Origin of the sequence: Corynebacterium sp. HMSC056F09, from assembly GCF_001815785.1 — a bacterium.
Taxonomy (GTDB): domain Bacteria; phylum Actinomycetota; class Actinomycetes; order Mycobacteriales; family Mycobacteriaceae; genus Corynebacterium; species Corynebacterium hiratae.
Genome location: NZ_KV821896.1, coordinates 1 through 26,071 on the forward strand (window position 1 = coordinate 1; position 26,071 = coordinate 26,071).

General features: G+C 59.5%; 20 protein-coding genes. 6 read left to right on the forward strand and 14 right to left on the reverse strand.

Annotation, left to right across the window (positions count from 1 at the left end):
* Positions 1-335: 335 nt before the first annotated feature.
* Genes HMPREF3056_RS01655 through pfkB form a run of 3 tightly spaced genes read right to left on the reverse strand, consistent with a single transcriptional unit; the run spans position 336 to position 3,743 of the window.
* Entirely contained in the window at positions 336-605 is a 270-nt protein-coding gene (locus HMPREF3056_RS01655; RefSeq protein WP_010190265.1) for an HPr family phosphocarrier protein, read from the reverse strand.
* Positions 606-663: 58 nt separating this feature from the next.
* A complete protein-coding gene (locus HMPREF3056_RS01660) occupies positions 664-2,748 on the reverse strand; it encodes a PTS fructose transporter subunit IIABC (protein WP_070753990.1) in 2,085 nt (694 codons plus the stop codon).
* A gap of 23 nt (positions 2,749-2,771) precedes the next feature.
* Entirely contained in the window at positions 2,772-3,743 is a 972-nt protein-coding gene (gene pfkB / locus HMPREF3056_RS01665) for a 1-phosphofructokinase (protein ID WP_070753991.1), read from the reverse strand.
* A 236-nt stretch (positions 3,744-3,979) separates the two neighbouring features.
* Between pfkB and ptsP the strand changes: the two genes are divergently transcribed.
* Positions 3,980-5,677: a phosphoenolpyruvate--protein phosphotransferase gene (gene ptsP / locus HMPREF3056_RS01670; protein WP_070753992.1), complete on the forward strand. Its 1,698-nt coding sequence runs from the start codon at positions 3,980-3,982 to the stop codon at positions 5,675-5,677.
* 102 nt (positions 5,678-5,779) lie between these two features.
* Here ptsP and HMPREF3056_RS01675 read toward each other — a convergent pair whose 3' ends face one another.
* Positions 5,780-6,562: a DeoR/GlpR family DNA-binding transcription regulator gene (locus HMPREF3056_RS01675; RefSeq protein WP_046648229.1), complete on the reverse strand. Its 783-nt coding sequence runs from the start codon at positions 6,560-6,562 to the stop codon at positions 5,780-5,782.
* 372 nt (positions 6,563-6,934) lie between these two features.
* Complete coding sequence (lexA, locus tag HMPREF3056_RS01680) at positions 6,935-7,657, reverse strand: transcriptional repressor LexA (protein WP_046648227.1); 723 nt, start codon at positions 7,655-7,657, stop codon at positions 6,935-6,937.
* A 777-nt stretch (positions 7,658-8,434) separates the two neighbouring features.
* On the opposite strand from lexA, the gene nrdR reads away from it, so the two are divergent.
* A complete protein-coding gene (gene nrdR, locus HMPREF3056_RS01685; protein ID WP_070753993.1) occupies positions 8,435-8,893 on the forward strand; it encodes a transcriptional regulator NrdR in 459 nt (152 codons plus the stop codon).
* 4 nt (positions 8,894-8,897) lie between these two features.
* Here nrdR and hrpA read toward each other — a convergent pair whose 3' ends face one another.
* The gene (gene hrpA, locus HMPREF3056_RS01690; RefSeq protein WP_070753994.1) at positions 8,898-12,773 is read right to left on the reverse strand and encodes an ATP-dependent RNA helicase HrpA; all 3,876 of its coding nucleotides are present in this window, start codon (positions 12,771-12,773) and stop codon (positions 8,898-8,900) included.
* 110 nt (positions 12,774-12,883) lie between these two features.
* Between hrpA and HMPREF3056_RS01695 the strand changes: the two genes are divergently transcribed.
* Positions 12,884-13,966, forward strand: a complete 1,083-nt coding sequence (locus tag HMPREF3056_RS01695; RefSeq protein WP_049157529.1) for a hypothetical protein — start codon at positions 12,884-12,886, stop codon at positions 13,964-13,966.
* Between the two features lie 164 nt (positions 13,967-14,130).
* Here HMPREF3056_RS01695 and HMPREF3056_RS01700 read toward each other — a convergent pair whose 3' ends face one another.
* Positions 14,131-15,090: a hydrogen peroxide-inducible genes activator gene (locus HMPREF3056_RS01700; protein ID WP_070516885.1), complete on the reverse strand. Its 960-nt coding sequence runs from the start codon at positions 15,088-15,090 to the stop codon at positions 14,131-14,133.
* 173 nt (positions 15,091-15,263) lie between these two features.
* Between HMPREF3056_RS01700 and HMPREF3056_RS01705 the strand changes: the two genes are divergently transcribed.
* The gene (locus tag HMPREF3056_RS01705; RefSeq protein ID WP_070753995.1) at positions 15,264-15,857 is read left to right on the forward strand and encodes a peroxiredoxin; all 594 of its coding nucleotides are present in this window, start codon (positions 15,264-15,266) and stop codon (positions 15,855-15,857) included.
* A 44-nt stretch (positions 15,858-15,901) separates the two neighbouring features.
* Entirely contained in the window at positions 15,902-16,435 is a 534-nt protein-coding gene (locus tag HMPREF3056_RS01710) for an alkylhydroperoxidase, AhpD family (RefSeq protein ID WP_070547103.1), read from the forward strand.
* A 137-nt stretch (positions 16,436-16,572) separates the two neighbouring features.
* Here HMPREF3056_RS01710 and HMPREF3056_RS01715 read toward each other — a convergent pair whose 3' ends face one another.
* From HMPREF3056_RS01715 to HMPREF3056_RS01735, 5 genes are all read right to left on the reverse strand, one after another.
* Positions 16,573-17,283, reverse strand: coding sequence for a VIT1/CCC1 transporter family protein (locus HMPREF3056_RS01715; protein WP_070753996.1), 711 nt, complete (start codon positions 17,281-17,283; stop codon positions 16,573-16,575).
* Between the two features lie 144 nt (positions 17,284-17,427).
* Complete coding sequence (locus tag HMPREF3056_RS01720) at positions 17,428-17,805, reverse strand: hypothetical protein (protein ID WP_049157524.1); 378 nt, start codon at positions 17,803-17,805, stop codon at positions 17,428-17,430.
* Positions 17,806-17,833: 28 nt separating this feature from the next.
* A complete protein-coding gene (locus tag HMPREF3056_RS01725; protein ID WP_371326148.1) occupies positions 17,834-18,859 on the reverse strand; it encodes a PTS sugar transporter subunit IIC in 1,026 nt (341 codons plus the stop codon).
* 181 nt (positions 18,860-19,040) lie between these two features.
* Positions 19,041-21,614 carry a DEAD/DEAH box helicase gene (locus tag HMPREF3056_RS01730; RefSeq protein WP_070753997.1) on the reverse strand — a complete coding sequence of 858 codons (2,574 nt, stop codon included), beginning with the start codon at positions 21,612-21,614 and terminating at the stop codon, positions 19,041-19,043.
* A gap of 99 nt (positions 21,615-21,713) precedes the next feature.
* Entirely contained in the window at positions 21,714-22,733 is a 1,020-nt protein-coding gene (locus tag HMPREF3056_RS01735; protein WP_070513116.1) for a PAC2 family protein, read from the reverse strand.
* 335 nt (positions 22,734-23,068) lie between these two features.
* On the opposite strand from HMPREF3056_RS01735, the gene HMPREF3056_RS01740 reads away from it, so the two are divergent.
* Positions 23,069-24,217, forward strand: a complete 1,149-nt coding sequence (locus HMPREF3056_RS01740; protein WP_070516897.1) for a DUF4192 domain-containing protein — start codon at positions 23,069-23,071, stop codon at positions 24,215-24,217.
* Here the strand turns inward: HMPREF3056_RS01740 and galE are convergent.
* On the reverse strand, positions 24,174-25,157 hold the full coding sequence (gene galE, locus HMPREF3056_RS01745) for a UDP-glucose 4-epimerase GalE (RefSeq protein ID WP_070516899.1): 984 nt from the start codon (positions 25,155-25,157) through the stop codon (positions 24,174-24,176). The two genes, HMPREF3056_RS01740 and galE, sit on opposite strands and share 44 nt — an antisense overlap.
* A 4-nt stretch (positions 25,158-25,161) precedes the next feature.
* On the reverse strand, positions 25,162-25,842 hold the full coding sequence (locus tag HMPREF3056_RS01750; protein WP_046648203.1) for a metal-dependent transcriptional regulator: 681 nt from the start codon (positions 25,840-25,842) through the stop codon (positions 25,162-25,164).
* Between the last annotated feature and the right edge of the window lie 229 nt (positions 25,843-26,071).

Below are 26,071 nucleotides of genomic sequence, written 5' to 3' on the forward strand. Positions count from 1 at the left end.
GGGATGTTCACAACTCAAAGGCAGGCGCCGTTTGATTTAGAAAGCCCCAGGTGAATTCGTGCAGGAATCTGCATAAGGTGCTTTTACTTCGGTCCCTCTGCGGTATGAAGACGCGCATACACATGGTTCCATTCAAACGGTTTGGGTCAGAAGGTTCTTCTGAGGTCAAATGAACCTTCTAGGCACCTCTATTTGGTTTCCTTGCCCCCAACAGAACCGTTTGAGTAGAGCCTGATGACTGGAACCTTGTGCTAGACAACCAAGCAACAGAAAGCTCCCGCTACCCTCAGCAAAGAGGGAAGCGGGAGCGTGGGCCTTAAGCGGCAGGATGCCGTTTAGGAAGCGTCGAGGTCCTGCTCGATGAGACCGGCGATCTTCTCCACAGCGGCCTCGTTCTCGGAGGTCACGGTGACTTCGTCGCCCTGCTCGGCGCCGAGAGCCATGATCATGAGGGAAGAAGCGGCATCGGTCTCATCCTCGTCCTCATCGCCAACGAGGGTGAGGAAGATGTCCTCATCGAACTCAGCGGCGGCGTCAGCGATGATGGAGGCCGGACGTGCGTGCAGTCCGACGGAGGAGCCAACCTTGACGGTCTTAGAAGCCATGATGATAATCCTTTCGAATTACGGTGTTTCGTGCTTACAAGTGTACGCGGCTTAAGCGCTAGGCGGCAGCCTTGGCTTTGTCTGCCTTCGCAGCAGCTTCTTCAGCAGCCTTGTTCGGCCAGAATTGCTTCATCGCGATGACTGCAATGGCGGAGACGATGACGCCGGCAAGGATAGCCACAAAGTAGGCCCACGCAGGTTCGATAGCGAAGATAACGAAGATTCCGCCGTGCGGGGCGCGAGACATGACGTCCAGGGACATCGACAGCGCACCAGTTACTGCGCCACCGAGCATCATCGAAGGGATGACACGCAGCGGGTCGGCAGCAGCGAACGGGATAGCGCCCTCGGAAACGAAGGACAGACCCAGCAGCCAGGCCGACTTGCCGTTCTCCTGCTCCGCGGGCGTGAACAGGTTCTTGCGTACGAAGGTAGCGATGGACAGCGCAATCGGCGGAACCATGCCGGAGGCCATAACGGCGGCCATGATTTTCATGGAAGCCTCATCACCCGTGGACAGGCCAGCAGTAGCGAAGAGGTAAGCAGCCTTGTTGACTGGGCCACCCAGGTCGGAGCACATCATGAGACCGAGGATGATGCCCAGAAGCACTGCTGAGGAGCCAGACATGGAGGCCAGCCAGTTCTGCAGACCGTTCATGATGGCGGCCAGCGGGGCACCGAGAAGCAGATACATGAGCAGGCCAGTAATCATCGTGGCGAGCAGCGGGATGATGACCACAGGCATGAGGGAGCCGATCCAGCGCGGGACCTTCCACTTGCCAATCCACATCGCAACGAAGCCAGCGATGAGACCGGTGACCAGACCACCGATGAAGCCGGCGCCCAAGGTAACAGCAATAGCACCGCCGGCGAAGCCCGGCGCGATGCCCGGGCGGCCTGCCAGTGCGAAGGCGATGTAGCCGGAGAGCGCTGCGACGATGAATCCCATCGATGCTTGACCAATCGCGAAGAGCACGGCGCCGATGTATAGGGCGAATCCTGCCTTCTGGAAGGTCATCATTTCGCCATCAACCATGACGTCATGGCCCGGCAGGTTGGTCAGGGAGTAATCAGTAGTGATGGCCTGCCATCCGTTGGCCATGTCGTAACCGCCGAAGAGGAAGCCCAAGGCCAAGAGGAGGCCGCCGGCGGCGACGAAGGGCACCATGTAGGACACGCCGGTCATGATGGCCTGCTGAATGCGCTTGCCCCAGCCCAGTCCTTCGCCTTCTTCCGCGGAACTAGAGGAGGCTGCGCCTGCCGTGCCTGCCACCTTGTGCGCATTGGGATTCTTCGACGCGGCGATGGCCTCATCGAGCATCACGCCCGGTTCGTTGATGGCGCGCTTAACGCCCGATTCGATGACGGGCTTGCCGGCGAAGCGCTCCCGGTCGCGAACGCCGACGTCGGTGGCGAAAATGACGGCGTCGGCAGCCGCGATGGTGTCTGCCGAAACAGCGGTGTTGTTGGAGGAACCCTGGGTCTCTACGGTGAGCTCGACATCGTCGCGCTCCTCGGCGGTCTGGGTGAGGGCGTCGGCCGCCATGTATGTGTGGGCAATGCCGGTCGGGCACGCGGTGACGGCGACGATGCGGGTCTTCTTTGAGTCCACAGCCTTGGTCGAGGCAGGCGCTGCAGCCGCAGCGGCAGGTGCCGATTCACTGGACGCCGCCTTCTTCTTCGGCTTTTCGGCGTTAACCACGTCGAGTACTAGGGAGACGATTTCCTCCTTGGTCTGCGCGGTGCGCAGAGCCTCCAAGAAGTCCTTCTTTACCAGCGCGCGAGCCAGCTTGGAGAGGATCTTCAGGTGTGCTTTACCGCCACCTTCCGGGGCAGCAATGAGGAATACCAGGTGGGCGTCACCATCGGGGCCGGAAAAGTCCACGCCGCGCGAGAGCCGGGCGAAGGCCAAGGTGGGTTCAGACACTGCGGCGGAGCGGCAGTGCGGAATGGCAACGCCGCCGGGAACACCGGTGCCGGCCTTAGCTTCACGCTCGATGGCGGGGCCGGCCAGCTCCTCGACGGACGTGGCGCGGCCAGTGTCATGGACAAGCGTGGCCAGGTTGGTAATGACTGATTCGATGCTGCCACCGAAGTCGGCGTCGAGCGCCACAAGATCGGTGGTGATGAGTTCTGATGACATCGGGTACGTACTCCTCAGTACTGCTAAAGGTCGGTGACGGCCTGAACCGTCGTGTGTTCAATATCGAGTTCTTCAGGGGTTGGTATTTGGGTTCCTGGGAGCGCTGCGGCAGCCGAGCCGTAGGCCACGGCCTGGCGCAACGCTTCGGGGTAGGAGGCACCGCTGCGGCGGGCGAGGATATAGCCGGAGAGCGAAGAATCACCGGCACCCACGGTGGAGCGCAGGGTAATGGGCGGGGGAGTAGCGGCCCACGCTTCATCGGCGGTGACCAGGACTGCGCCAGCGCCACCTAGGGTGACGAGAACCTCGGGAATGCCGCGCTTGACGACGACCCTCGCGGCCTCGACCACACCGCTGAAATCACCGTTCTCTGCGGCAGCTTCGAGGGCCTGGCCATCAACGTTGGCTAGCTGGCCAAGCTCAAGGCCATTGGGCTTGATGAGATCGGGGCTGGCTACCTCGAGGTTCTCCCCGAGAGCCACCATAGGGGCATCGGAGGTGTCGACGGCTACACGGATGTTGGGGTTCGCCTCGCGAGCGACAGTGATGAGCTGCGTGTACCAGTCGGTGGGAACCCCCTTGGGCAGGGAGCCTGCCATGACGATCCACTCGGCGTTGGCGCAGTGTTCAGCAACGGCCTGTGCCACGTCTTGCTGAACTGACTCATCGAGCGTGGGGCCGGGACCGTTGAGTTTGGTCGTCCGGCCGTCTGGCTCGGTCAGAGTGGTATTGGTGCGCACCGCGCCGGCCGTGTGTACTGCATGTACGGGGATGGACGCGTCATCAGCAAGGGCCAAGAAAGGATCAGCGGGGGCGGCGGGAAGCAGCGCCAAGCTGTCGACGTTGGCGAGCGTTACGGCATGCGTAACGTTGACGCCTTTACCGCCAGCAACGCTGGAGACAGACTCGGCGCGATGCACAGCGCCGGGCTGGAGCTCTTCGTTCAGGCGCACCGTGGCGTCGATGCTCGGGTTGGGGGTCAAAGTAAGGATCATCGTGGACAATGTCCCCTTTCGCGGAGTGCGTATATTGGGGCAAAAGCGCCGCGGCGGCTCGAACAAGAACTTCGGTGCAGATTGCCCGTGGTCAGCGTGAAACTAATGTTGCTTAATGTTGATTATTGCCCGTATGTGCCCGAATGTCAACGGAATCACTGTGGTTTTCGTTGCATTTTTGACCGACTTGTGATGATCTGGATAGAGAAAACATCGTCTCCGTAAGGATATGTGTCATGGAAAACGCATCCCCATCCACCATTAAAGGCACCGGCGTCGTCGCCGGCGTTGCATACGCTGAGGCGGTGTGGGTCCGCCCACGCCCAGAACTGCCCACGGCGGGAGAAACCGTGCCGGAGGAGCAGCGTGATGCTGAGTACGATCGCTTCCTCGAAGCGGCGGACATTGTTGCCAGCCGCCTTGAGCAGCGGGCAGCTGGGGCCGAAGGCCAGGCTGCTGAGGTTCTCGGTGCTACCGCCGGAATGGTGAAGGACCGAGGCTGGCACAAGGCTGTACGCAAGGGTATTCGTAGCGGCAAGAACGCTGAGTATGCGGTCGTTGGCGCAACGGACAGGTTCGTCACCATGTTTGAGGCCGCCGGCGGCGTGATGGCAGAGCGCACAACCGACCTTAAGGATGTGCGCGATCGCGTGATTGCACAGCTACGCGGTGAACAGGAACCGGGCCTGCCCATGGTCGAAGGCGAGGCGGTACTGCTGGCGGATGACCTCGCTCCAGCGGATACCGCTACCTTGGACATTGCGCATATCAAGGCACTGGTCACCGAGCTCGGCGGGCCGACGAGCCATACTGCAATCATCGCCCGCCAGCTGGACCTTCCGTGCATCGTCGCAGTTGGCGCTGATCTCCGCTCGATTGAAGCGGGAACCCAGATCTTCGTCGATGGTTCCGTGGGAACGGTGTCCCTTGGCGCGGATCGTGACACCTCACTTAAGGCAGTTGAGGAATACCGCGAGAAGGCAGCGCGAGTGGCCGAGTGGCGTGGCCCTGCCCAGACCAAGGACGGTCACCGCGTGCAGCTGTTGGCCAACGTGGCCGACGGGAACGCAGCTCGCATCGCCTCGGATTCGCAGGCAGAGGGGATCGGCCTGTACCGCACGGAGCTTTCCTTCCTCTCTGCCAGCGAAGAACCGACCGTGGAGGAGCAGGCACGCATCTACGGCAAGGTTTTCAACGCTTTCCCCGAATCCAAGGTCGTCGTTCGAACGCTCGACGCCGGATCGGATAAGCCGATTTCCTACGCCACGTTGGACTCTGAGGAGAACCCGGCCTTGGGTGTGCGCGGCCTGCGCATCGCCCGAAACAACGAGGCGCTTCTCACCCGTCAGCTCGACGCCATCGCACAGGCCGCGGAAAAGCGTGCTGATGGCGCTACCACTTGGGTCATGGCGCCCATGGTGGCCACGGCAGTAGAGGCGAAGTGGTTTGCTGAACTGTGTCGTGAGCGCGGGCTCATCGCCGGCGCGATGATTGAGGTGCCTGCAGCGGCCCTGATGGCCGATACCATCATGCCGCACCTCGACTTCGTGTCCATCGGTACCAATGACTTGACTCAGTACACGATGGCCGCGGACCGCCTGTCGCCGCAGCTGGCCTACCTGACCGATCCGTGGCAGCCGGCCGTGCTGCGTTTGATCCAGCACACGTGCGTGGTGGGTCGCGATAACAATGTGCCGGTTGGTGTCTGTGGTGAGGCCGCCGCCGATCCCATGCTCGCTTGCGTGCTGACTGGCCTTGGAGTCACCTCACTGTCCGCAGCGTCGACCGCAGTTGCGGGCGTTGGTGCACAGCTGGCTGAGCTCACACTCGAGCAGTGCCAGAAGATGGCGGAGGCGGCTATCAACGCCGAAAGCCCAGCAGATGCGCGATCCGCAGTGATTGCGCTGCTGGAGGAATACCAGACTGCCTCGTAGCTCTAGCTTGGTTTAGGCCGCTGCTGAAACAGGGAGGTGTGGTTCCCCGAGAGGCCCCTCGGGGAACCACACCTCCCTTACGCGGTCGTGGGATGAAACCGCCTATTTCTCCGAAGCGATAATCACGTCGATGCCGTGCTCGCGCAGGGCTTCGACGTAGGCGGCTGGAGCAGCGGCGTCCGTAATGACGACATCAATCTCATCGAGCGAGGCAAAGCTGACCAGATAGTCATTGCCGAGCTTCGACGAGTCACACAAGACGACGACGCGATGCGCGTTGGTAACAAAGGCCGACTTGATAGCTGCTTCCTGTGAGTCCGCCGTGGATAGCCCATGGTCGATGGTCAGGGCGTTGGTGCCGATGAAAGCAACATCTGCGCGCATCAGCGCCATGGTGCGAAGGGCGGTATCGCCGACGACGGCTTGGGTGATCGCGCGCACCGTGCCGCCTAGGAGCTGCACCTCGGAAACACCATTGCTGGCCAACGAGAGGGCGATCGGTAGGCTATTCGACACAATGCTGAACTGGCCAGCAGAATAGCGCTGTCCGATGAGGTCAGCGAGGGCGTTGGTGGTAGTTCCAGCGTCGATGAAGATACTGCCCCCGTCGGGAAGCTGCTCTAGTGCGGCGCGGGCGATAGCCATTTTCGCGCCCGTGGCGGAACGCTGACGAGTATCGAGTGTAAATTCTGCAGTCTGGAACGATTGGGAAGCAACCGCACCGCCATGAACGCGGTGGACAACTCCTTCCCGGTCTAAGACCGCGAGGTCGCGGCGAATCGTCTCAGCGGTAACATCGAAGCGTTCGGAAAGCTCAGTGACATTGACTCGGCCTTCGACGGCGGTCAATGACGCAATTTGTCGGCGACGCTCTTCTGCGTACATAGTTCCTCCCAGTGAAGTTTGCCTGTGGTAGTCGCTGCGCCCGGCGGTGATAATAAGTGGGGCCGGGGCATGTGAGCGAAGAGAGCAACGAATGTTGCGGCGATGCTTCTATTGTCCCACTGAATGCGAACAAAACGGAACCAAACAAATAAAAGCTCACATTGCTGGCGGCAAACGTGCGAGAAAAACAATGTTTATACTGCATGTTTGCAAATGTGTGATGTCGGACGCTTAAACGGCGCGATTCGGACATGTACACACACAAGGGGGTAAAAAGAAAAAATCCCTCCCTCCAGTTCGCCCGCACCGAGTGGAAATAAGCGGTGGCGTGGGCAACCGGTTGGGGGAGGGATAGTTGTGGCTTAGGGGTGCCTAAAGCTTGCGGAACACCGATACAACCTTGCCCATGATTTCGGCCTCATCGCCCTTGATGGGAGCGTAGGCGTCGTTGTGGGGGAGGAGCCACACTCCAGAAGAATCGCGGTGGAACTCCTTTACAGTTGCTTCTTCGCCTTCGAGGAGTGCAGCGACGAATTCGCCTTCTTCGGCGACGGACTGGGAGCGGATAATAACCCAATCGCCATTGAGGATTCCGGCGTCCTGCATAGAGTCGCCGACGACCTGCAGCATGTAAAGCTCGCCGCTTCCCAGGATCTCACCTGGCATGGGGAAGTAGCCGTCGATGTTTTCTTCGGCGGTGATAGGAGAGCCCGCGGCGATGCGGCCGACTACTGGGATGTAGTTCGGCGTTGCTGCATCCTCGGGGACGTCGGGAGTGGACTGCCCTGCTGTGGTGTTGGCCTGCCCGGCTTTGCGGCCCGGCTTCTTTGGATCGTCGGCGCCGGGGAAGTGGCGCACATCAACGGCGCGCGGCTTGTTTGGATCGCGGCGAAGAAAGCCCTTCTCCTCTAGTTGCTTCAACTGATAGGCCACGGAAGACGTGGACTGTAGGCCTGTTGCATCGCCGATTTCTCGAATGCTTGGCGGGTACCCGCGCAGCATGACAGCGTCATGGATGACTTCCAAGATGCGGCGCTGACGGGCGGAAAGTGAGTCGAGGGTAGGTTGGTCGCTTCGCTTCGGCTTGCGGGGCATTCTTACTCCTAGGGCTATCGGTGTGCGCAAAACAGCGCGTCGGGTTGAGGCGTGCAGGACGCTGGTGGGCATCGCGGTGACGTCTCGTTGGTTGCTCATCGTGGCGTGCGCCGTATTGGTGTTTCCGTTTCCTTTTTAGCACGTAAAGAAAAAATGTTCGACTAACGCCGCTTGGATGTGGACAAACTTTCGAGCGCCTGCTATAAATCGAACATACAGACCAAATCGAACGGTTGGTCGATGGAAGTGTTCGACGATGTCGAACCTCGCTCTTACACTTCAGGCATCACCACAATGAAGAAGAAGTCCTGGAAAGGAACTGTCATGGCCATTGCACTTAATACCAGCTCTGCTCTGCATGGAGTAACTCCCGAGAAGTCCGGAAAGGGTCCTGTGCTCGTCCCGCCCGCGGCCGTGTGGGAACCTGAGCGGTGTCACTCGTTCGCGTTAACGCGTGAAAGTGGTTTGTCGCGTGTTCGAACGCTCGAGCCGAGAGATAGAACACAGGGGCGCACAGATCGAATAGGGGATTCCTCAGTTTCATACCAGCGTGCTGCGTCCCTACCTCGCCGTAGCGGCTCGAACGTAGGTAACTATGTTCTTGGAGCAGTTTTCGGTGCAGCGGTATTTATCGGCACCGTGTGGGGTGGTCTTAGTATTGATGGTGAGGCCCCTAGCGCTAGCGGTGCATCAGCCACAGCGGTTGTTTCTTCGCGCTAGACTTCCCGAGGGGCCGGAAGGCGTCTGCGCAGCGGTCGAGAGGAAGGATACGGCACAGTGTATTGCCCGTTCTGTCACAACGAACAGTCACGAGTGATTGACTCCCGAGTGATCGACAGTGGAACGTCAATTCGCCGACGTCGCGAGTGTGCTGCGTGCCAAGGCCGGTTTACCACCATCGAGAAGGCTGTCTTGTCGGTGGTCAAACGTAATGGCTTGGCCGAGCCTTTCAGCCGGGACAAGCTAATCCGCGGCGTGAAGCGCGCGTGCCAGGGGCGGGATGTTAGCGATGATGCCTTGAAAAAGCTTGCGCAAGAGGTCGAGGAAACCGTGCGCAGTCACGGATCGTCACAAGTCAACGCCAACGATATCGGCCTCGCTATCTTGGAACCCCTGCGTGACCTCGATGAGGTGGCCTATCTTCGCTTCGCCTCGGTATACAAGTCTTTTGAGAGCGCCGACGACTTTGAATCCGAAATTCGCCTCATGCGCCGGCGCGACCGCGACAGCTTCTAACGTTTTAGCGCAGCTTGTCCGCGGCTTTTTGGATTCTCCGCACGGACACCGCATGCGCGGTACCCAGGCGTTGTGCGAAGAGCGATACGCGCAACTCCTCGATCATCCAGTAGATGTCCTTGACCTCACGGGTCTTCTCGCGGCCGGCGGGCAGCGTGCGTAAACGATTGTTCAGATATGCCTTCGCTTCGTCGACATCGGCTTGGCGGTCGGCATCCCGATCCGTGTCTAGATTCATGTCCTCGAGCCTGATGCGCGCGGCTTGGATATAACGCGGCAGGTGGCGAAGGTGCTGCATGCCGTGCATAGTGATCGCATTCGGGGGCAACAAGAACTTCAGCTGACCGCGAATATCATCGATTGCCGGCCCCTCCCACTGATTGAGCTCAGCGTTGAGGTTCGAATACTCTGCCAAGCCTGGGGCGATCGCGACCACCGCCTGGCGGACGCGGCCTGGCACCTCCGGTTTAACCGCGTTGAGAAGAGTGGTGAATTCACCAGGACTTCGTACCGGCCCGCCCTTCTCCATCATGATGTCGCGTACTGCGGCGACCCGAGCATCGTTGACGAGACCTTCGGCCCCGCCGTGCGGGTAGGCGTCGACAGCAACCCGCTGCTGCAGGGGCAGGCCCTTGACCATATGCTGCGTGTTTACGGAAATCTCTCGGAGTAGCAGCGTCAGGGTGGTGGTGATCATGGAGGCGTCGGCAGCCGCCTTGGTTGGATGCACCTTCAGCGCCACGCCCTCCTTCGTAGCGACAAGTGCAGGATAAGCGGTGACCTCATGCCCATCAACCACCGTGGTCACTTCCTCATCGATAGCGCCCAGCGTGTCTTCCGACCATTCCTTGACGGAAGCGGATTCGGCGGCGCGGCCGACGCGCGACACGGAGGACGAGATATGCCCGGCTTGGCGTTGCACGAGCGCCTTCAAATCGCGATCGGAATCGATGATCTTGCCCCGCTTGTCCACTGCGGCATAGTTCATGCGCAAATGGGGCGGGAGCTGATCAGGGCGGAAGTCAGCCGCGTTGATGCCCTGGCCGCCCATGTCCCGTAACACAGCTGCGAGCTGGTCGATGAGCGCTCCTTCATAGGGAAGGAGCTTGGGCAAGGCCCGCTCAGCGAACTCGGGGGCCGGAACCACAGTACGGCGCAGCGCTTTCGGTAGCGAGCGGATCAGCTCAGTGACAAGCTCTAGACGCAGGCCCGGCACGAGCCAGTCGAATCCCTCAGTATCCAATCCGGCCAGCAGTGGAACGGGAACCCTGAGCGTGACGCCGTCAAGCGGGTCACCTGGCTCGAACTTATAGGACAGGTCGTAATCGATGCTTCCCTTCAACCACCGATCCGGGAAGGCGTCCTCAGTGACATCGTGGTCATCCTCGAGGAGTGCTTCTGGGTCGAAGTCCAGAGAATGCTTGTTTTTCTGTTTCTTCCACCACGAGTCGAAGTGTCGGGCAGTGGTCACAGATTCCGGGATGCGCTGATCGTAGAAGTCGAAAAGCGTGTCCTCGTCTACAACGAGACCGCGGCGCCGTGCTTTTTCTTCGTATTCGGAAGCCTCGGCAAGCTTGCGCTTGTTGTCGTGGAAGAAGTTATGGTGGGTGGTCCAGTCGCCGTCGACAAGCGCATTGTGGATGAACATGTCACGTGCCGCAACGGGATCGACGCGATGGTAGGGAACGGTTCGATCGGCCACCACAGTGACACCGTAGAGGGTCGAGCGCTGGGTGACTACCGCAGAGCCTCGCTTGCGCGACCATGTCGGGTCCGAATAGTTGTGCTTGAGCAGGTCCTTGGCCAGCTTTTCTACCCAAGCGGGGTCGATGGCCGCTACGTCGCGGGCCCACAAACGTGAGGTCTCCACCAGCTCGGCCGCCATGAGAAACTCTGGCGGTTTCTTTGCTAGTGCTGATCCGGGGAAGATGAGGAAGCGGGTATTTCGTGCGCCAATGAACTCCTTAGAGTTTCCATCGCGTGCGCCGATATTGGACAGCAAGCCAGACAGCAGGGACATGTGGATGTCATCCGCGCGGCGCTCGGTGCTCTCCTGGGTCGTCCACCCGAGCTGCTTAGCGACATCCCTGAGTTGTCGAACCAGATCAAACCACTCGCGGATGCGCATGTAATGCAAGAAGTCAGCCTTCATCCGCTTACGGAAAGCATTGCCGCTCATCTCATCGCGAGCTTCTTGGACAAAGTCCCACAGGTTGAGCATCGCCATAAAGTCTGAGGACTTGTCCTTAAAGCGAGCATGGGCCTGGTCGGCTTGGGCCTGTTTGTCGATGGGGCGCTCACGCACATCCTGGATTGTCATGGCGGCAACGATGACCATGACGTCGTGGAGGCATCCGGAGGTGTTGGCTTCAACGAGCATGCGAGCCATGCGCGGATCTACCGGGATGCGGGCAAGATCCCGCCCAATGCGTGTCAGCACCGGTAGCCCGTCTTTCTCCTTGCCCTCGAGTGCGCCCAGCTCGTGGAGGAGGAGCAGGCCGTCACGCACGGCTTTGGGCTCTGGGGCCTGGACGAAGGGGAAATCAGCGATGTCGCCGAGGCGCAGCGAAATCATTTGGAGAATAACGCTGGCTAGGTTAGTGCGCAGAATCTCAGGGTCGGTAAACTCCGGCCGGGAGAGGAAATCCTGCTCGCTATACAGACGGATAGCAATGCCATCGGCCACGCGACCACACCGCCCTGAACGCTGGTTAGCGCTGGCTTGGGAAATCGGCTCGATGGGCAATCGCTGCACCTTAGTGCGGGTGGAGTAGCGCGAGATACGTGCGGTTCCGGTATCCACGACATAGCGAATGCCCGGCACCGTCAGGGAGGTTTCGGCGATGTTGGTGGAGAGCACGATGCGGCGCCCCTTGTGTGAGCGGAAAACGCGATGCTGCTCCTGGTTGGACAGGCGCCCAAAGAGCGGAGTGACTTCCACGTTGCGCCAATGACGCCCCTCAATCGCTTCCATTGCATCGCGGATATCGCGCTCGCCTGGGAAGAAGCACAGGATATCTCCTTCGCCTTCCGCCATGAGCTCCTCGATGGCTTCACACAGGGCGTCCAGTGGATCGAGGTCAATGGTCTTTCCCCCTGACTCGACTTCGAGGGGACGGTAGCGGATTTCTACCGGGTAGGTGCGCCCGGACACTTCGATGATCGGCGCGGGCTTCCCTTCAGCGTCAGCGAAGTGTTCGGCGAAACGCTCCGGATCGATCGTCGCGGAGGTGATAATGACCTTGAGATCCGGACGCTTGGGAAGCAGCCTCTTGAGATAGCCGAGGAGAAAATCGATATTGAGGGACCGCTCGTGGGCCTCATCAATAATGATCGTGTCGTAGGCGTTGAGGAAGCGGTCGCGTTGCATTTCCGCCAGCAGGATGCCGTCGGTCATGAGCTTCACGGCTGTGGTCGAGGAGACACGGTCATCGAACCTGATGGCGTAGCCAACGGAGTCCCCGATTGATTGGCCGAGTTCCTCCGCAATGCGCTCGGCGACGGTCCGTGCTGCGAGTCGTCGCGGCTGGGTATGGCCGATGAGACCCCGGCGTCCACGGCCGAGCTCTAGACAAATTTTGGGAATTTGAGTGGTCTTGCCCGACCCAGTCTCACCGGCGATGATGACCACCTGATTATTCTCGATGGCCTCGGCGATATCGTCCCGCCGTCCGGTAACGGGAAGCTGCTCGGGGTAGGAAATCGACGGCACGTTTACGTCGATGGCGCTCACTTTTTCCTGGGCAGATGCAATATCAGCCCCGATAGCTGCAAGCGCTTTGGGGGAGCGAGCCTTGCGGAGGCGGCGGCGGAAAGCACGCTCATCACTCGAGGAAACTGTCGTGAGGGCGTTGTAGAGGTCTTCGCGAGTAGCAGTCATAATCGACCTAGAAGTCTACTCGGAAGTGCTTTTCGCTCACAGGTCGAGGTGGAGAAATTGGTACTCTCGTGGTGACCGTGTGAAAAGAGATTAAAGAAGGGCAGAAGTGTATGACCAATCCTTTTGATCCGAAACCGGATGACAACGGCTCCCACGGCGGGTTCGGCAACAATCCGGGAAACAACGCCAATAACTCCTCGGGAAACAATGGCGGCCTGCCGCGGTATGAACCCACCACGCACCCAGAGGATCAGGCTGGCTTCGGCCAGTCCGGCAGTTATGGCAATTACGGTGGCGAGTCCTACGGCGCTCAGCCCTATGGTGGCAATTCCTATGGCGCCTACAACGCCGGTCAGCCGGGATACGCCGGGGCAAGCTACGGAGGCGATTCCGGATATGAGGGCCCTGGTCCGGGCGCCGGCCCTGCCTACACGGGCCCAGTCAGCGCCCTAGAGGCGATCAAATGGGGCTTCAAGGCTGCGCTGGGTAATGCGATGCTGTGGGTGCTGGGTGCTGTCGTGGTGTTCTTTATTCAGGTTATTCCACAAATTGGCATCAGCGTTGGCGAGCAGAACGCCGATGGTACGGGCGCGAGCGTCATGGTGAGCTTCTTCTCCTTTGCCGTGTCTATACTCTCCATCGTTATCTCTTTGATTGTGTACCGCTTGGCCTATCGCGAGATCGATAAGCCAAGCCCCACGTGGGGCACTCTTTTCCAAGGTGTTCGCTGGGTGTCGCCGCTTGTGGTGAACCTGGTCCTGGGTATTCTTGGCGCTATAGCCCTCGTGATTGTTGTCGTCATTGTGTTTGCTGTGGGCTTCGGCGGGGCCTCTGCAATGGATATGCAGAACGTCGAGAACCTCGGAGACGGGGAGATTCTCGCGCTCGTCGGTTCCATCTTCGGTATTCTCGCCGTGCTCATGCTGATCGGGCTATTCATCCAGCCCTTCTTTACCCTCATGCCCTGGTTGGCAGCGGATACCTCCTCAATCGGTGAGGCGTTCTCGCAGGGGCTCAAGCTAGGCAAACAGAATTACAGCCACATCCTGCTGTTCATCGTTCTTACGGCTCTCATGTTTGCCGCGTCCTTCATCACGTTGGGCTTGGCGCTGGTAGTCATCGCACCGGCTATGCAGCTGGCAACCGCGCACCTGTGCCGCCAGTGTCAAGGGCGTTATGCCCCCGCAGCCTAAACACTAAAGGCCACACGTAGCGCATTTAACGCGCGCCGCCGCCCTGACTGTCCTCTTCGGATAGCCCTTTCACAGAGGAGGGCCTAGACAAGGAGGCCGGTCAGTGGCGGCTTTGGCGTTTTGAGTGTCGCGCTGGGGCACGCGTGTTGATCAGAGGGAGCTGACTAGGGAGACGAAAAGAGGTCCCGAGAGCGCTCGACGGCGTCCTCAAATGCGCTGGTGACCAGTGTCCCGAAAGTGCGGTATTCATCGGCGCGGGCGGCAGAGGAGCGAAAAACGAGCCCCACCTGGCGCTCTGCTGTTACCGAAGGGGCAAAGCGAGCAACGGCAAGCTGCGGGTTCTGGCATTCCGTAACGAGTGCGGATTCAGGTACGAGTGTGGCGCCGAGGTTTCCCATGACAAGCTGCAAAATAGTGGTCAATGACGAGGCGCGCGTGACGGCGTTGGTGGCCTCGGAGGGGTTCACTTTCGCGCGGCGGCACAGGTCGAGGACTTGGTCGCGGAGGCAGTGGCCGTCATCAAGCAAGAGCAAATCGAGATGCTCGAGCTCCGACAGCGTGAGGTCATCGCGCCCTGCGAGTGGATGCGCCGCTGGAGTTACTGCGGTGAAGGCCTCGGTGTAGAGAGGGATCTCCACCATGCCGGGAGCCTCAGTGGGTAGTGCAGCAACGGCTAAGTCAAGGTTTCCTTCGCGCAGCTTATCCAGAAGATGCTGGGTTTGCTCCTCGACGAAGCGGGGCTCCAAATCGGGGTAAGCATCATCGATGGATCGCAACAGACCCGGCAAGATATAGGGCGCGATGGTCGGGATGATGCCGATGGTGAGGGGACCGGTGAGTGTGCCGTTGGCGCCGCGGGCTTGGCTCAGGAAGGCATCGGAGGCTTCGAGGGCCGCCTTTGCATAGGGCAGGAGCATCTCGCCGGTGGACGTCACGATGACCTTGCGGGTAGAGCGTTCAATGAGCTGCACTCCCAGTCCTTGCTCGAGCGCGACGAGGGCTTGGGAGAGCGAAGGCTGGGAGATATCGAGCTTGGCGGCCGCGGAGCCAAAGTGCTTGTTCTCTGCGATCGTGACGAAGGTGCGCAACTGGGCGAGGGTCGGACGATACTCCTTATTGTTCATGCCTATAACTCTAACACCTATAATTCGCGGAGCCTATTGACGCGCGAAATCTTTCGTGGCATACTTAACAGGCGTACGGCTGCGTACCAGCTAAAAGGCAAAGTGGTGTGCGGTCGTAGAGATCTGCATCACTTTTGAGCATTGTTGTGACTATTGAAGGAGATGAGTCTTCTATGCCTATTTTGACTGTTGGCGAGAAGTTCCCGGAGTTCGATCTGACCGCGCTGAAGGGTGGCGACCTCCACGACGTCAACGCTAACCAACCGGAGGACTACTTCGAGCAGGTATCTCTGGACAAGTACCAGGGAATGTGGAAGGTTGTGTTCTTCTACCCGAAGGACTTCACCTTCGTCTGCCCGACTGAAATTGCGGCCTTCGGCAAGCTGAATGAGGAGTTCTTGGACCGCGATACCCAGGTCCTTGGCGGCTCCACCGATAACGAGTTCGCACACTTCAACTGGCGTGCAACCCACCCAGAGCTGAAGGAAGTTCCGTTCCCGATGTTCTCTGATATTCGCCACGACCTGATCCGTGCCCTCGGTGTGGAGAATGCCGACGGTGTTGCTGACCGCGCTACTTTCATCATCGATCCGGACGGTGTTATCCAGTTCGTGTCCGTGACTCCGGATGCTGTCGGCCGCAACGTGGATGAGGTTCTGCGTGTGCTGGACGCGCTGCAGTCCGAAGAGGTCTGCGCCTGCAACTGGGAGGCTAACGACCCGACGAAGAACATCGACAAGCTCGAGGTTGTTCAGTCCGCTCTGTAAACCAGCAGTAAGCACAACCGCCCAACCTTAAAGGAGTTACATCAGTGTCTATCGAAAACCTGAAGTCCGCGCTTCCGGCATATGCTAAGGATCAGAAGCTCAACATTGGTTCCCTTACACGCACCACCGAGCTGAATGAGGAGCAGCTGTGGGGTAGCTTGGTCGCTGCTGCCGCTGCGACCCGCAATGATCTGGTGCTGTCGGAGATTCTCGAGGAAGCCCGCGAGCACCTCAGTGAGGAAGCAATTGACGCAGCTCTTGGCTCCGCCACGGTGATGGCTATGAACAACGTGGCCTACCGTGCAAAGAGCTGGTTGGGCGATGATTTTGCCCAGGTCAAGTTTGGTCTGCGCATGAATATCATTGCTAAGCCCGGCGTGGAAAAGGCCACGTTTGAGCTGTGGAGCACCGTTGTCTCCGCCATCAACGGCTGCGAGCACTGCCTGTCCGCACACGCTAATACTCTCCTCGAGGAAGGCGTGACCAAGGAGCAGATCTGGGAAGGCATCAAGGTAGCTGGCGTCATCGAGGCCGTGGCCCAGGCGCTGCAGGCCGAGGCTGTGCGCACCGCTGAGTAAAGCCAGCTAGCACTTTCCTAGCTAAACGTAGAGTCCCACTGCCCGCATTTGGCGGGAGGTGGGACTTTCTGTTTTGGGGCCCGTCGGGGAGGGGCGTCGGTGCGCAGAGGGCGCGTGGGACAGCTCTCTTCCTGCCTTTAGCCGACGACCCCGCCGAACGCGACGCCGATGCCATAAGTGACGGCCAGGCCCAGTGCACCACCGATGACGAGGCGGAGCACGGAACGCCCAGTGTTCGTGTCGGCGAGGCGGGCGGAGACGTAGCCTGTGATGGCAAGAGCGACCAAGGTAACGATGGCGACTGTTGCTGCAGCCATGCTCATGGGGGCGAGGAAGATCGACAACAGGGGGAGTGCGGCGCCGGCGAGGAAAGATATGGCCGACCAGAACGCCGCGTGCCATGGATTTGTCAGGTCTTCGCCGTCGATGCCCATTTCAAGCCGGAGGTGTGCTTCGAGAAGTCTATCCTCGGCAGCGATCTCACGGGCGGCAGTGTCCGCGGTTTCGGTGTGCATGCCGTAGCTGGCGAGCATGGAAACGAGCTCGGCATGCTCTTGTTCGGGGATTTCCGCCAGCTCGCGGGTCTCCTTGTCGATCATCATCCGCTCGGAGTCGCGCTGCGCGGACACCGAGACGTATTCTCCGAGCGCCATGGAGGCGGCACCGGACACGGTAGCAGCCAAGCCTGCGGTGAGGATGGCGCTTGCCGACGCCCCCGAGCCCACCACTCCGAGTAGAAGCGCGGCGACGGAGACGATACCGTCGTTGGCGCCGAGAACGCCTGCCCGCAAAGAGTTGAGACGTGCGTTGTGCGAAGATCCGTGGGGTTCGTTGCCATGGTGGGGCATTGCCAGCTCCTCGAAGTCTAGGGTGTCCGCATCGTGCTCTAGGGCTCTCGCAATTGTCTAGAGAACTTTCTATTCTCCAGTATTGTTGCTGGTCAACGTCCTGTAAAGCGTGTGTAGGCTTAGCTCAAGTGGGAAAGTGGAGGCTTAGGTAATAGTTCCAGTCCACTCGCCGCACGGCGCGCCGTCCACAGACAGACCCATGGTGAAAACCTGGTCGGTGAGTTCAAAATGAGCCGTTGGCACGGTGACTACGAGCTCTTCGGGGGTGTAGATGTAGTGATAATCGACGGGCCGGTGGGCATCCCTGGTGTCCTCACCAAAGGAAGCGATTTCCATGGAGGCGAGCTGGTCTTGCTCAAAGTGGATGATGAGTTGAAGATCGAGGGTGTGTAGCTTAAACACGACGTCACGGTGGTGGGGAAGGCCTCCGAGAAGCCAGTGGACCGTGACGGCGTCATCCTGCGTTTCAAAGTGAACGCCTGCGAGGCGAATACTGGTGGCTGGGGAGTCTGGAGTATTCATAGCGCCACCCACTGTACTCCCCATGCCACTACTTGAAATCGAGAGAAAAGTATTCAGATTTGGTGAGATGCAGGACCTTCTCGAAGAGCCAGCAAAAGAGCAGCGCAAGGGCGAGTGGCAGGACGAGGTATACAAAGGTGATGATCATTACGTTGCCAGCGCTCCAGCCCCAGCCTTCGTAGTTGAGGGCGGCCAAGGGGCCCATGAGGCCGGAGATGCCGAAGCCAGCGGAAATCGGGGTACCGGAAATCCCTAGGGCGCCGCCGACGCCGCCCAAGACGGCCGCGGAACAAATTACCGGGAGGAAGGTCACTGGCTTGGACAGCATATTGGCCATCTGCACCTTGGGGGAACCGAGGACGTGCAGGATGGAGGTGGCGAAGCCGTTGACGCGCCAACCAGCAACCAGAAGGGTAAATCCGGCGGCCACGGCACCCAGGTTGGCGGTACCGGAGGCAACACCGTCAATGAAGATGGCAGTGGCAATGCCAACGGTGGAGACTGGGGAGACAATCATGATGGCGAAGAGGATAGCGAGGACCACGCCCATAAGGACCGGCTGCAAAGTGGTTGCGCCGTTGACCAAGTTGCCCAACCACAGGGTGAAGACCTTAACAACGGGGTAAGTGACTACCCATCCAATCGTGCCCGCGACCAGAGTCACAATGGTGGAGAGCAGCAAGATTGAGTAGTTCTTGAGTTTATCGCCGATGAAAAGAAGCAGTCCCACCGCGATGGCTGCGGTAAGTCCTGAGTTAATCACAAGGCCAGTACCTTTGAGGAAGAAGCCGCCCTCGGGATTCACTGTGGCCACGCCGGAGCCGCAGAAGGAGGCAATACCCACCGCGGCGGTTTGGATGGGTGTCATCTTGAATTCGATGCCAATGAGGACACCGATCATGACGGGCAAAAGGCTAGCGGCCAAACCGGTGAGGGCCATGACGGTGGCGGCGCCAGACCAGAAGGGCAGCAGAGCCTTGGCCAGTTCGCCCAGTAGAGCTTGCGGAACCAGCGACACCACGACGGCGATGGAGATGCCGTTGAGGACCTTCATGGTGAAGGAACCGGGTGTGAGGCGCTCGGCCGCGGGGGCTGCGCTGGCGTGAGGAATTGGGGAAAGCTTGCGTTCGTCTATCTGTTGTGCCGTGCTCATTCTCCAATCATACGAATAATATGCGATGAACGGAAAATATTAATTCAGAAAAGGGGGTATTAATAGTCCCTGCTTATGCGCCCTAGTACTCCACGCGCAGCTCAGAAAGCCGTACTTCCCCGGCTTCATCGGAGGCATCGAGATCTACGATGCCAACGAGCTGATAGGAGTTATCACCCTCTGGGTCCTTAAGGATCTGACGCACGGTCCACGACCGCGAGCCGCCAACTCCACGAGCGCCCGAGCCCGTGTCACCCTTATCCAAGACAAAATATTCCTGCCCCCTAGCCGCTGGCCCAGTGTCGATGTCATCGTAATCATCGAAGTAGTCATCGAGGGCGCGGCTGAAGTCGGGGATCTCCTCCAAGTAATCCAATAGGTTTGCCAAGCGCTCTTCCTTCTCCAAGGCAAAGAGCTGAGCAAGGCGGAAGAAGTAGTTGCGCACCATGATGCTGAAAGCCCGCTGATTCGCGGTCAAGGCAGTGGGATCCTCAACTCCAAAGGCCAACTCGCGGTCCATATCCTCCTGGGAAATGGGGGAGTCCTCGCCAGCCATCTCAGCCCACTCGTCGACAAGCGAAGAATCTACTTGGCGGATAAGCTCCCCGAGCCAGACGATGATGTCCTCGAGTTCTTCTGTGAGGAACTCCGCGGGAATCGACTGCTTGAGCGTGCGCCAGGCATCCGTCAGGTAGCGCAAAATGACGCCTTCCGAGCGGGCAAGACCGTAGGTGGCGACGAGATCGGAAAAAGTCATGGCGCTCTCCAGCATGTCGCGCACTACAGACTTAGGCCGCAGCTCGAACTCCTTAGCCCATGGGTTGGTCTGGCAGAAGGTCTCATAGGATTGTTCGAGGAGTTCTTCCAGGGGCTTTGGCCACGTGATGTCTTCCACGATGGCCATGCGCTCGGTATAGTCCACGCCCTCCGCTTTGAGAGCTGCTATCTCCTCACCGCGCCGCTGCTTCTGTTGAGCAATAAGCACCTGGCGTGGATCATCCAGCACCGATTCAAAGACAGAGATGACATCGAGGGCATAGGTCTCGGACTCGGGATCCAGCAAGGTGAGTGCCGCTAGCGCGAAGGGGCCTAAAGGCTGGTTGAGGGCGAAATCGCGCGGCATCTCACGGACCACGTGGTAGGGGCGGCCGTAGATATCGAGCCCCTTCGTAGACTTTTGCACCACGCCCGAATTGAGGAGGCCTCGGAACAGACTCAACGCTGTGAGGATGTCCTCGTTCTGGCGGGCGCGCGTGTTGTGGCTCGTGCGGAGCAGGTGCTTAAGGTGCTCGTAGCCGTTGCCGTGGCGGGCGAGCACGTTGAGCAACATGGAGTTGGACACTCGGAACTGGGACGTCAATTGCTCCGGCTCGGCGTCGATAAGCCGGGCGTAAGTCTGCTCCGACCACGACACTTCACCGTCGCGCGCAGACTTCTTCTTCAGCTTCTTGAGGCGGGCCGGGTCATCGCCCACACGGCGCCGCGCTTTGGCGTTCTCAATCTCATACTCCGGCGCCTGCACTACGACGGTGCCTTCCGTGTCATAACCGGCGCGGCCAGCGCGGCCGGCAATCTGGTGAAACTCACGGGATTTCAGAATGCGCTGGCGGGTCCCGTCATACTTGGCCAAACCCGTCATCAGCACTGTACGGATGGGGACGTTGATGCCCACACCCAAAGTATCGGTGCCGCAAATAATCTTGAGAAGGCCCTTCTGGGCCAGGCGCTCAACCAAGCGCCGGTACTTCGGCAGCATGCCAGCGTGGTGGACACCGATTCCCTTACGCAGAAGCTTAGAGAGGTCTTTGCCAAACGTCGTGGTGAAGCGGAAGCCCGCGAGCTCCGCGGCAATGGCCTCCTTCTCCTCTGCGGTGATGATCTTCGACAGCGAAGTGAGCGCCTGCGCACGCTCTGAGGCTTCGCGTTGGGAGAAGTGGACGACATAGACAGGGGCTTTGCCATCGGCGAGCAATTCTTCGATTGTTTCGTGGACCGCGGAAAAGACATAAGAGAAGTCGAGGGGCACTGGGCGAGTTGTTCCCGCTACCAGAGTCGTCGTGCGGCCGGTACGCTCCGTCAAATCCTTCTCCAGCCAGGCGGTATCACCCAGGGTGGCGGACATGAGCAGGAACTGGGCCTTCGGTAGCTCCAGGAGCGGTACCTGCCAGGCCCAGCCGCGATCGGGTTCGGAGTAGTAGTGGAACTCGTCCATGATCACTTGATCGATGGCGGCTTCTGCGCCATCGCGTAGCGCAATATTGGCCACGATCTCAGCGGTGGCGGCGATAATCGGGGCGGAGCCATTGACCGTGGCATCGCCGGTCATCATGCCGACGTTCTCGGGGCCGAAAATCTCGCAGAGAGCGAAGAACCTTTCGCTCACCAAGGCCTTGATGGGAGCGGTGTAGAAGCTGCGCTGGCCGCGTGCTAAAGCAGTGAAGTGGGCGGCGTTGGCCACCATGGACTTACCAGATCCGGTGGGGGTGGCCAAGATGACGTTATCCCCGGCGAGAACACCAAGGGAGGCCTCTTCCTGCGCCGGGTAAAGCGAGATACCGCGGCCGGAAGTCCAGGACAAAAATGTGTCCCAGATGGCCTCATCAACCATCGACTCGGGGACTTCGGCGAGATCGGGCAACATCTGAGAAAGGTTCACCCGTCCCACCTTAGGCGAAAAGCTCTATTAACCAGAGCGTCGGCCCTGCGCCCCAACTTCACTGCCCTGCCTCTAATTGTGCGGCTGGGCAAGATATGCTTAGACGTCGTCATCCATGTCTAAGCCGGGGCCTTCATCGCGGCCGTAGTTGTCTTCGCGGTCATCGATATCTTCGGACAGGATGTCCGAGCTGTCATCGAGGCCAGCAAGAAAGGCCTCAAAGTCCGCACCGATCTCCTCGCCAGTGGGCATGTGCTCCTCACCTGGCATGATGGCCTGCGGGTGGCGGGAGCGGTAGCGCTCCATGTAGGCATCGTACTGCTCTTCTAGCTGACGTACGACGCCAGCGATCTCCTCAGAATCGGTAACCTGCTCCTCCAACTGCTGGTTGATGCGAGCAACGTCCGCTTCCAGGCTGCCCAGCGGAATGTTGAGGTCAACCGCCGAGGCGACCGAATCTAACAGCCGTAGCGTGGCGGCCGGGTAAGGAGACGCCGCAAGGTAGTGCGGAACATGAGCGGTGTATCCAGCAACGCGGCGGCCCTTCTTATCCAAGGCTCGCTCAATATACAGGGCGGCGGCGCCCGGGACCATCATGGTGGATTCCATGCGCACCATGGAGTTAAGGAGCTCCGGCTCATTGCCGTGCGCCGTGACCACGGTGGGGCGGGTGTGCGGCACCGGCATAGGGGCCGAGTACAGCATGATGGTGTTCTTGATATCGAACTTTTCCACCAAGTTCACCACCGCGTCCGTAAATGCCTCCCAGCGCAAGTCCGGTTCCGGTCCAGAAAGCAGCAGGAAAGGTGTGCCGGAGTTATCCCGGAGCACCTTGATGCCCAGATCGGTGTTCTCAATTTCTACCGTGCGGTCGTGGTCAATGGTGACGGCGGGGCGGCGAGAGCGGTAGTCAATAAGCTCGTCATTATTAAACGAAGCCAGCTGGCGGTTCTCCAACGCGGCTTTGAGGTGATCAGCACTGGCTTCGACGGCCTGGCCCGCATCGGCATAGCCATTCATGGCCACGATCATCGTAGGGCCATTGCCTGGGGCGGAATCGTCCTTGACCACTGGTGCGGGATACTCCAGCTCATACATGCGGCCCTGTTCTTCCTGCATGATTGTGACTCCTCCTTCTATCCGTGCGCTTCTTTAGAAGCGTACGGACCTAATCAGCGTTCTGTGCCTTGCAACGCTGTAGGGCTACTACCTATTCCCAGCTGCGATTGTGCGTTCCTTGCCAAGCCGAGCTGGGATTGATCATGGGCACTGGTGATGATCGTTCAAGCATGCCACATGGCCATCCGTTGTGCCAGCATGTCGAGTGGGTGGGTGTGAATAACTTGGCTCTTTCCCTCGGATTGCAGACCAGTCCGGACTAGTTATCCACAGATTCTCCGTGTGTGGCGTGATCCCCCTAGCGTCCTGTGGCAGCCCTGGTTCAGGGTACAAGTATGAGCACATTCTCAACGCACACAGATAACACCCCACCGATTACGACACCTGGTCATCTCCTTGCTAACATCCCCGGACTCCTTGGCTTCTATCCCACCGAATCGGTGGTATTCATGGCCATTGACACCACCCCGCGCGGCCCGGCCATGGGTCCGCTCGCCCGCGTCGATATCCCCGATGCCGCCGGAGCCCTGCCAGACATCGCGGCGATGCTGGCAGAGAATGCCCGCGAAGGCGTCTTCGCCTTCCTCATTTCGCAGCGCCCGCTTACTGAATTACGGGAGGTGACCCACTGGCTCTACGGCCTGGATCGTTCCTGTGACGGGTTGGAGATTGACGCGGCCTGGTACGCCAAGGAAATCACCAAACATGAGCCCTACGTTCTGTTGCACGGAACCGTCAACGCAGATGGGAGCGGGCCGATGAAAAAGTGGGTAGAAGGCACTATACCGGCGCTTACCGACGCCTCCTCGATGCGCTCCTGCGTCAATCACAATGTTGTTCCAGAGCTCAATAGGGAAGAATTCTTTGCCATTTTCGCGCCGGGAAACCCACACCTCGATTCTGCCGAAGCCGAAGCCCTGAGCCGGCAAGCACGCGATACCGCGACTCAGTTTCGCGCCCAGGTGGCCGCGGCGAAAGGGAAGAAGCGCAAGGAACTCCTTGAGCACTTTGTGGATGATGCTCAGTGGGCGCTTCACCAGGTGGCGTCTGTGGAGGAAGCCGAAGAAGATGTAGAGCTGTTGGCATCATGCGCCGTGTGGCTGTCGACGACGTGGACGCGCGACCTCGTGGTGGGCATCTGCGCGGAGGCTGGCGAAACCGGTGCGTACCTTCTCCTAGCAGCAGCGCGCACATTCGGCGAAGAATTACGGGCGAATGCTCTGACCCTGTTTGCCCTGGCACACATGGAACAGGAGTGGGACATCCTGGCTGGACCGGCACTGCAGCTCGTCACGGAAGAGTTCCCTAGTCACCGCTTAGGATCGTTGTTGTGCCAGGCTTATCGCCACGGGTTGCACGAAAAGATACGCGCTTCGATCCACACGGGCGCGCGCAAAGCTTTTGACAACGCGGTAGGGGATGCGGCCCAGGAGGGTGATGCTAACGCTGAGCGGAGTGCGCCCGCTCGCCGAGCTGCTGGGTAAAGTTCCACGCATCCGTCACGATGGTGGTCAAGTCGGTGCGGCTCGGATCCCATCCGAGCTCGGACTTAATCTTGTCCGAGGAGGCCACGAGGGTTGCGGGATCTCCTGCGCGGCGGGGCGCCAGCTCAGCGGGGATGGGGTGTCCGGTGACTTCGCGGCAGGCCTCAATGACCTGCTTGACAGAGTAACCGTCTCCGGAGCCGAGGTTATAGATGCGGTGTGTACCCGCAGCGTTGCTTTCAAGCGCGAGCACATGAGCGTCGGCCAGGTCACGGATGTGGATGTAATCGCGGACGGCGGTGCCGTCGGCAGTGTCGTAGTCATCGCCGAAAATGAAGATCTTGTCGCGATGGCCAAGTGCTACCTGCAATACAAGCGGAATGAGGTGGGTTTCCACCTCGCGGTTCTCGCCAATGCTGCCGTAGGCACCGGCGACGTTAAAGTAGCGCAACGACGTCGCCCCCAAGCCGTAGGCCTGGGCATATGAGGTGATCATGTAGTCGATTGCGAGCTTGGATGCGCCATAAGGATTCGTCGGCTTCGTAGGCATCGTCTCTGTGATCGGAACCTGTGCAGGCTCGCCGTACGTTGCCGCGGTCGAAGAAAACACAAGATTGGTGACTCCGAATTCGCGCATGGCGTTGAGCAACTGCAGCGTCGTGACGACATTGTGCTGCCAATAGTCAGCCGGAGCCTCAACGGATTCGCCAACGAGGGAGCGAGCGGCAAAATGCACAACGCCGTCGAAGCCTCCTTCAGATAGCACTTCACGAGCGACATCGGCCACGTCACCCTCGACGAGGCGGGCCTGCTCTGGGATAGCTTCGCGGTTGCCGGTGGAAAAGTTATCGATGATGGTGACGTCGTGCCCCTTCTCCACGAGGACGGCCGCGCACACGCTGCCGACATAGCCGGCACCGCCAGTAACAAGTAGCTTCATCGCCTTAGTCCTCCTTGACTCGGATAGCGTGCGCGAGGTCGTCGACAAGCTCGACGGTGTGGCCCGACTCCGTGGTCAGCGTAATCGTTCCGCTTTCATTGACCACGGTAACCTTCGAACCAACCTGAATACCGCACGAGTAAAGCTCGTGGAAAGTCGAGTTATCCGCCTGCAAAACCTCGTTGATCTGGACGATGGTGGCTGCAGTCTTTTGCCCGGTGGGAAGATCGATGGCGCGAGTCCCCAGGTCGAGTTCCGCGGGGGTCATGCCAAGCTGCGCCAAACCTGGGATGGGGTTGCCGAAGGGGGAGCGGGAAGAATCCTCAAGAACGGCTATGACTCGCTTCTCTACCTCTTCGCTCATGACGTGCTCCCAACGGCAGGCCTCATCATGAACCTTGTGAATATCGAGGCCCAGGACGTCCGTGAGCAAGCGCTCAGCGAGGCGGTGCTTGCGCATGACATTGGTGGCCAGTTCGCGACCTTGCTGGGTGAGGTCGAGGCTGCGGTCCGTGCGCACGTGGAGCAGGCCATCGCGCTCCATGCGAGCCACAGTCTGGGACACAGTCGGCCCAGATTGCTCTAGGCGCTCTGCAATGCGAGCACGCAGTGGGGTAATTCCTTCCTCTTCGAGCTCATAAATGGTTCGCAGATACATTTCCGTGGTGTCAACTAGATCCCTCACGTGGGCTTACCTTTCTGCGTTGTCGGCGGTCCGTAGCCACATAGGTTTAGGCGCGGTAATAGGAGTGTATTAAGAGAATATCTTAAACAATAGCGTATTTTTTCAGGGCTTAGCGCACGCAGCGCTGCACGCTGCGCGGGGTGAATAGGAAGATATGGACAAAGAGATTCACGGCCCTCGAGAAATGACGAAAGCCACCGAGCATCGACCTCCCCGAGCCCAGCCAACA

Excerpts from the sequence above, each read along its gene's own strand:
- HMPREF3056_RS01655 (WP_010190265.1), bottom strand. The coding sequence starts at position 605 with ATGGCTTCTAAGACCGTCAAGGTTGGCTCCTCCGTCGGACTGCACGCA.
- HMPREF3056_RS01660 (WP_070753990.1), bottom strand. The coding sequence starts at position 2,748 with ATGTCATCAGAACTCATCACCACCGATCTTGTGGCGCTCGACGCCGAC.
- pfkB (WP_070753991.1), bottom strand. The coding sequence starts at position 3,743 with ATGATCCTTACTTTGACCCCCAACCCGAGCATCGACGCCACGGTGCGC.
- ptsP (WP_070753992.1), top strand. The coding sequence starts at position 3,980 with ATGGAAAACGCATCCCCATCCACCATTAAAGGCACCGGCGTCGTCGCC.
- HMPREF3056_RS01675 (WP_046648229.1), bottom strand. The coding sequence starts at position 6,562 with ATGTACGCAGAAGAGCGTCGCCGACAAATTGCGTCATTGACCGCCGTC.
- lexA (WP_046648227.1), bottom strand. The coding sequence starts at position 7,657 with ATGCCCCGCAAGCCGAAGCGAAGCGACCAACCTACCCTCGACTCACTT.
- hrpA (WP_070753994.1), bottom strand. The coding sequence starts at position 12,773 with ATGACTGCTACTCGCGAAGACCTCTACAACGCCCTCACGACAGTTTCC.
- HMPREF3056_RS01695 (WP_049157529.1), top strand. The coding sequence starts at position 12,884 with ATGACCAATCCTTTTGATCCGAAACCGGATGACAACGGCTCCCACGGC.
- HMPREF3056_RS01700 (WP_070516885.1), bottom strand. The coding sequence starts at position 15,090 with ATGAACAATAAGGAGTATCGTCCGACCCTCGCCCAGTTGCGCACCTTC.
- HMPREF3056_RS01705 (WP_070753995.1), top strand. The coding sequence starts at position 15,264 with ATGCCTATTTTGACTGTTGGCGAGAAGTTCCCGGAGTTCGATCTGACC.
- HMPREF3056_RS01715 (WP_070753996.1), bottom strand. The coding sequence starts at position 17,283 with ATGCCCCACCATGGCAACGAACCCCACGGATCTTCGCACAACGCACGT.
- HMPREF3056_RS01720 (WP_049157524.1), bottom strand. The coding sequence starts at position 17,805 with ATGAATACTCCAGACTCCCCAGCCACCAGTATTCGCCTCGCAGGCGTT.
- HMPREF3056_RS01725 (WP_371326148.1), bottom strand. The coding sequence starts at position 18,859 with ATGAAGGTCCTCAACGGCATCTCCATCGCCGTCGTGGTGTCGCTGGTT.
- HMPREF3056_RS01735 (WP_070513116.1), bottom strand. The coding sequence starts at position 22,733 with ATGCAGGAAGAACAGGGCCGCATGTATGAGCTGGAGTATCCCGCACCA.
- HMPREF3056_RS01740 (WP_070516897.1), top strand. The coding sequence starts at position 23,069 with ATGAGCACATTCTCAACGCACACAGATAACACCCCACCGATTACGACA.
- galE (WP_070516899.1), bottom strand. The coding sequence starts at position 25,157 with ATGAAGCTACTTGTTACTGGCGGTGCCGGCTATGTCGGCAGCGTGTGC.